We start from the raw sequence: 6,336 nt of genomic DNA on the forward strand, positions 1-6,336 counted from the left end.
CGCGCTACAGGAATGCCTGTCGATGCTCGGACCTACCGATTCAAGGCCGACCGCTCTCACCTGAAGAGCTCGTCGTGTCCGCCCGTTCTCTCGAAGAAGGCGACCCTATCGTTGGAGGACCAGATAACGAGCCAGTCCCCCGCGTTTGCGACGTGGCACTCCGTGCGTCCGGACCAGCTGCCCGTCAGCGCGTGCATGTTGTGTCGTGTTCTCAGGATTTCCAGTGACTCGGGAGAGTTCTCGACCACCAGGTCGATGACCTTCTCCAACTCGGAGAGGTCCCATCCCCTCCTGCGAGCCTTTCTCTTGAGGTCGCGCCTGAAGGCCGACGAGAAGTCGGCGGTGAGCCTGGCCATCAGGCCGTCGCCGCCTCTATCAGGTTGTGACCGTTCGCAAATCGTCCGCCCTGGCCGGACGCAAGGAAGGCGTCCCCCTCAGCGATTGCGGCGAGGCTCTCCTCGTTGGGCTCCTCCGGGGCGAACGTGAGCGGGATGCGCCGAGTGTTGACCATCTGCTTGTAGAACGCACGGGTCACGGACGAGAGGTCGAGCCCGTAGTAATCTGCGACCTCCGCGGCCCCGCGCTTGAGCTCGTCGTCGAGCCGAATGGTGAGCGTCGATGCGGCCATTTCTACCTCCTGTCGCTTATGTACGTGCAAGTCAACTCTATTGTATGTACATTCTTACCCATTTTTATCCGGGACAAATCATCCGGCAAAACCCATGCGCACTCGTCTCTATGTTCCGTAAGCAAGGCGCGCCTTCAGGCTTTTGGCGCCCGCCGTCGTCCAACGCCGAAAAAACTTTCCAAAATCCCCGTCCAAGTCTTCGCACGAGCGAAGGAATGCCCCGGTGCGCTCTGGTAAGCTATCGGTGTATGTGAATGGGGGTGCCACATGGAGTTCATCTCGGCCGCGGAGGCGGCTCGCCGCTGGCACGTGACGCCGCGCGCCGTGCAGCTCATGTGCGCCCAGGGCCGCGTCCCGGGGGCCGAGCGCGTGGGCCGCGCCTGGCGCGTGCCGGAGGGCGCCGTCAAGCCCGCCGACCTGCGACGCTCCCGCAACGAGGCAGCTCCCGGTGACGAGAGGCCCCCGATCCCCCGGCGCCGGCAGGGGTCGTGCGACACCCTCATGCCCCTCATGAACGCGCCCTTTGCCCCCGGCCACGCCCGCGAGTACGCCGAGTCGCTCCCCGAGGGACCGCGCCGCGAGGTGGCGCTGGCGGAGCTCGCCTACTTCACCGGCGACGCCGCGCGGGCGGCCGCCCTCGCGCGTCCGCTCCTTGCGAGCGAGGACGCGGGCGCGCGCCTCTCTGCCTGCCTCATCTGCGCGTACGCGAGCCTCGCCCTCGACCGCATCAACGACGCCCGCTCCGCCCTCGCGCGCGCCCGCGCCGGCGTCGAGAAGCCCATCGGGGGGTTCTCCCCTGAGGCGGCCGCCGCGGCGTCCTTCGTGGCGCGCACGGCGAGCGTGCTCCTGCACATCCCCGAGCCCGAGGGCCTGCCGCCCGCGGGCGAGGCGATGCCCCTCCTGCCGCCGGGCCTGAGGCTCTTCGCCTGCTACGTGCAGGCGCACCGCCTCTATCTGGAGGGCGAGCACCAGACGAGCCTGGGCCTGGTGCTGGGCGCCTTCGCCATGCAGGAGGACTCCTGTCCCATCCCCGCCATCTACCTGCACCTCGTCGCCGTCATGGACCTCATGGCGCGGCGCCGCGCGGACGAGGCCCGCGCCCACCTGCTCGCCGCCTGGGAGCTCGCCCGCCCCGACGGCCTGATCGAGCCCCTGGGCGAGCACCACGGCCTCCTCGGCGGCATGCTCGAGGCCGCGATCAAGCCCGCATGGCCCGACGACTTCCGCCGCATTATCGACATCACCTACCGGTTCTCCGCCGGCTGGAGGCGCGTGCACAACCCCGCCACCGGCGACGACGTTGCCGACAACCTCACCACCACCGAGTTCGCGACCTGCATGCTCGCGGCGCGCGGGTGGAGCAACGCCGAGATCGCCGCGCACATGGGCATCTCGGTCAACCGCGTGAAGGAGTGCATCTCCAAGTCCCTGAAGAAGCTCGGCGTGAGCAGCCGCAAGGAGCTCGGCCGCTTTCTGCTCTCGTAGGGCGCGACCCTCCCCAAACCCACCGTCTCGCCGGGTAGGGGCCCCTCGCTGCGTCTAGGAAAGAATGGGGAGGTCAGACGCATGTAGCGTCCGCTTGGCGGCGCGGAGGAAGGGACGGTGCCGTATGGCGAGAAGAACGTGGTGGAAGGTCGGCGCGCTTCTGGCGGCGATGGCGGTGTTCCTGACGATGCTGCCCGCCACGGCGCTGGCGGCTGTGCCGGAGGGTCAGATAATCTATGTCGGCAATGAGAGTGTGACGAACGGCGGCTACTGGACGACGGACAGCAATGGAAATGTCACCGCACACACAGGCGGAGACACACCGACGGACAACTATATCCATTATGACGCAGCGAATAATACCCTGACCTTGCACAACGCCACAATTAAAGAGAGCGTGTCTACGGATACCAGCACTTTTATCCCTGGCACAGCCATTGGCGTGCTCAATGAAAGCGGCGCCGCAAAATTGACCATCACATTGGTGGGCACCAATACAATAGAAGATGTCAGCACAGGGATTTTTGTGCTTGCGCATTCCTCTTCTACCGGCGACGCCACCCTGACCATCACGGGTAGCGGCAGTCTGGATGCCAGCGGCAGTGTAAACGGAATCATGGTTCAGAGCAACAGCGGCGATGCCACCCTGACTATCCAGAGCGCCGATGTCACTTTAACCTCTAACTCCGGCAATGGAGTTACGGTACAGGCCGGCAGTACTGATAGCAGTGGTGAACACACCATCACACTGAGCGTGGAGGGCGGCAGCCTGACCGCCAGCGGCAGTACAGGGATCAGTTTTGATTCCGCCAGTCCTAAGACTGTTTCTGCCACCAACCTGACCGTTAGCAATAACGCCATTGTACGGGCAAATGACGTGGGAAGTAACATCTCCAACGTTGATCTCCAGATTGGAAAAGGCAATAATTCTTCAGGTGGTATTGTCTTTGATGGCAACCAAGGCACCGTCTACGGCAGTGTGGAATTGCAGGAGAATTTGACCATCGGCGAGGGCGAGAGCCTGACGATCCCGGACGGGGCGAGCCTGGACACGAACGGCAAGCTGACAGTTGACGGCGGCACCCTTACCCAAAATGGCGCTGTGACAGGTGATATTATTTACAAAGTCACCGGCGTATCGCTGAGTACTGACAGCCTGACCCTTGAAGAGGGCGGCACAGCAAATCTCACCGCCACCATTACGCCCGCCAACGCTACAAATCAGAATGTGACGTGGAGCAGCAATGCTCCCAGCGTGGCAACTGTGAACAGTAGTGGCAACGTGACCGCCATGGCTCCCGGCACCGCCACCATCACCGTCACCACAGAGGACGGCAACAAGACCGCGACTTGTGCTGTCACTGTGGCAGCCGCCACGGTTCCTGTCACCGGCGTGACCCTCAGCCAGAGCCAGGCGCGCCTCTACTACAACGGTACCCCTAACACCCTCGCCCTCACGGCTACGGTTGCTCCCGACAATGCCACCAACAAGGTCGTAGCCTGGACCAGCAGCAACTCGGCCGTTGCCACGGTGGACGGCAGCGGCAACGTGACCGCCGTGGCGCCCGGCACTGCCAATATTACCGTCACCACTGCGGATGGCAGCAAGACGGCAGCCTGTCTGGTGACCGTCACGGGCGTCTATATTCCGCCGCGCCCGTCCGGGCCTGACTGGGGCGACGTTGCGGACAACATCGCGGACGCCGAGCCAGGCTCCACGGTCAAGGTGGACATGGACGGCAAGACGGTGCTTCCCGGCGAGGTGCTGGACGAGCTCGCCGGCCTCGACGTGACGCTCGCGCTCGACATGGGCGATGGGCTTATCTGGGAGATTTACGGCGGGGATGTGCCCGCAGATGCGGAATACGACGACGTCGACCTGGGTGTTGCCCTTGGCGGCGACGACATCCCCGCGGACGTCGCGAACCTCGTCACCGGCGAGTCCGGCTCCGTGCAGGTGTCGCTCGAGCATGACGGCCCCTTTGGCTTTGAGCTCACGCTCGTGGCGCCGCTCGGCGAGGACGCCGCGGGGCTCGTCGCAAACCTCTACTGCTACGACGACGAGGCGGGGTCGCTGGGGTACGAGGCGACCGCTCAGGTCGACAGCGAGGGCGTGGCGCGCCTGCCCTTCGACCACGCGTCGTCCTGGCTCGTAGCGCTCGACTCCCGCAGCCACGCCCTGCCCTTCCCGGACGCCCTCGAGGGCGAGTGGTACTCCGAGGCCGTCCGCTGGGCGTGGCTCGACGGGATCATGAGGGGCAACGGCGACGGCACCCTCCGCCCGGCTGACGCGCTCACGCGCTCCCAGATGGCATGCCTGCTCCACAACGCGGCCGGCTCCCCGGCGTCGCCCTCCGCGGGGCTGCCCGGCGACTGCGAGGCCGGCTCCTGGTACGCGGGCGCCGTCTCCTGGGCCCTCGGGGCGGGCGTCATGAACGGGCACGGGGACGGCTCGTTCGCCCCCGGCGGCGCGCTCACCCGCGAGGAGGCCGCCTGCGTCCTCATGAACGCGGCGGGGCTCGCGGGAATGGACGTGTCGGCGCGCGCCGACCTCTCCGGCTTCGCCGACGCCGGCGACGTGTCTGGCTGGGCCAGGGAGGCCCTCTCCTGGGCCGTGGCCGAGGGCGTGATGAACGGCGTCGGGGCCGGTGACGGCTCGCTCGAGCTGCAGCCAGCCCGCCCCTGCACGCGCGCCGAGGCCGCGGCGCTCCTGATGAACCTGGCAAGGAGCGCAGGATAGGGGCCTTCCCCGCCCGACAACCCGTATTCCCAAGCGAGGGCCGCCCGTCCGGGCGGCCCTCGCTTGCGCCGAGAGGCAGGGCGCGCGGTGCCGCGGCCGCGAGCCTCGCCCCGTTGCTCGTCGTCCGGTGGGTGCCGCGTCGTCCGTTGACGGCGCCTTTGGCGCGAGCGTCCTGCTCACCGGGTACCGCGGGATGCTCGACGGCGTCGAGCTCGCAGACTCGCTCTCCTGGGACGCCCACAAGTGGCTCTTCCAGACCTACTCCTGCGGGATGGTTCTCGTGCGCGACAGGCGTCACCTGGTCTCGACCTACGCCGCGCACCCCGAGTACCTGGCCGACCTCCTCGAGGGGGACGAGGCGGCGAACCCGTGGGACCTCGGCCCCGAGCTCACGCGCCCGGCGCGCGGCCTCAAGCTCTGGTTCACCCTCCAGGTCATGGGCTCGGACGGCCTCGCGGAGGCGGTGGAGCACGGCTTCGACCTCGCCCGGTGGGCCGAGGACGAGGTCAGGCGCACCCCGGGGGCGCAGGTCGTCTCCCCCGCCCAGATGGCGATGGTCAACTTCCGATTTGTCGCCGACGGCCTGACCCCGCGCGAGACCGACGAGCTCAACGCCGAGGTGTCGCGCTGCATGGTCAGGAGCGGCTACGCGGGCGTCTTCACGACGGAGCTCTCCGGGGCGCGCTGCCTGCGCATCTGCGCCATCCACCCCAGGCGGGCGAGGAGGACGTGCGCTCGACCGTGCGCCGGCTCGCGCAGATTCGAGACGAGCTCCTCTAGGCGTGCCCGCCGGCCGCGGGGCGCTACGCGCGGCCCGTCGCAACCACGTCGACGCCGGTTCCCGCAACGTCGCGCGCGATCACGTCGCCGATCTCCACCGGCGCGACCGCCCGCGCGCCCGCGAGCGCGCGCACCACGTCGAGGACGGCGTCACGGGGCACCTCGCGGGCGGTCTTGACGGCCACCCTTCGCTGCGACCCGCCCTCGACCGGGACGGTCGTCGTCACGGTGCGCACCGGCGCGCTCACCTCCGCGCGGGCGTAGGAGTCCCCGCGGGGGCACGCGTTGCCCGTGACCGCAAGGACCGAGCCGCCTGCGCCGAGCCCCACGCGGACCCGACACCCCCGCGGGCAGCGGATGCACGTCAGGACCCTCTCGTTCTTCTCGTCCATCACGCCTCCAGTGCAACCGTGACCGGGTCAGGCCCGTCGCAGGCGAGAAGCGCCTCGCGCCGCAGCGTCAGCTGCTCCATCTCGCCGGGCACGAGGATGTCGCGCCGCCTGCGCGCCACGACACGCCCGCCCGAGCGCGCGACGATCGCCCGCCCCTCGTAGATATCGTCGACGCGCAGGCGGACCGTCAGCTCGTCGGGCATGCGCCGCACCCCGAGCCGCTGCGGCACGACGTAGCGCACGCCGTCGCCGGGGACGAGCGCCACCTCGCCTCCGCGGTCGCGGTCCCCGTCCGCCCATCCCCCCGCCGC

5 protein-coding genes and 2 pseudogenes are annotated in these 6,336 nt (G+C 68.0%); 3 read left to right on the top strand and 4 right to left on the bottom strand.

The window, feature by feature from the left end:
• Positions 1-56 precede the first annotated feature (56 nt).
• Together B5F85_RS07800 and B5F85_RS07805 are read right to left on the bottom strand one after the other, a co-directional pair.
• Positions 57-356, bottom strand: coding sequence for a type II toxin-antitoxin system YafQ family toxin (locus B5F85_RS07800; RefSeq protein ID WP_087316057.1), 300 nt, complete (start codon positions 354-356; stop codon positions 57-59).
• Positions 356-628 carry a type II toxin-antitoxin system RelB/DinJ family antitoxin gene (locus B5F85_RS07805; protein ID WP_087316059.1) on the bottom strand — a complete coding sequence of 91 codons (273 nt, stop codon included), beginning with the start codon at positions 626-628 and terminating at the stop codon, positions 356-358. Before B5F85_RS07805 ends, B5F85_RS07800 begins: the two co-directional genes overlap by 1 nt.
• 267 nt (positions 629-895) lie before the next feature.
• Here B5F85_RS07805 and B5F85_RS07810 point away from each other — a divergent pair, with 267 nt between their 5' ends.
• The 3 genes and pseudogenes from B5F85_RS07810 to B5F85_RS10890 all read left to right on the top strand — a co-directional run.
• Positions 896-2,113, top strand: a complete 1,218-nt coding sequence (locus B5F85_RS07810) for a LuxR C-terminal-related transcriptional regulator (RefSeq protein WP_087316060.1) — start codon at positions 896-898, stop codon at positions 2,111-2,113.
• A gap of 616 nt (positions 2,114-2,729) precedes the next feature.
• Positions 2,730-4,853 carry an Ig-like domain-containing protein gene (locus B5F85_RS07815; protein ID WP_239386787.1) on the top strand — a complete coding sequence of 708 codons (2,124 nt, stop codon included), beginning with the start codon at positions 2,730-2,732 and terminating at the stop codon, positions 4,851-4,853.
• Between the two features lie 193 nt (positions 4,854-5,046).
• Positions 5,047-5,364 (top strand): annotated as a pseudogene (locus B5F85_RS10890) (pyridoxal-dependent decarboxylase); the annotation flags it as partial.
• 292 nt (positions 5,365-5,656) lie between these two features.
• On the opposite strand, the gene B5F85_RS07825 reads toward B5F85_RS10890, so the two are convergent.
• The gene (locus B5F85_RS07825; protein WP_087316064.1) at positions 5,657-6,025 is read right to left on the bottom strand and encodes a DUF1667 domain-containing protein; all 369 of its coding nucleotides are present in this window, start codon (positions 6,023-6,025) and stop codon (positions 5,657-5,659) included.
• A pseudogene (locus B5F85_RS10680) lies at positions 6,025-6,336 on the bottom strand (hypothetical protein); the annotation flags it as partial. The pseudogene B5F85_RS10680 and the gene B5F85_RS07825, both read right to left, overlap by 1 nt.

This window comes from Olsenella sp. An293, assembly GCF_002159495.1.
In the GTDB taxonomy this organism is placed as follows: domain Bacteria; phylum Actinomycetota; class Coriobacteriia; order Coriobacteriales; family Atopobiaceae; genus Thermophilibacter.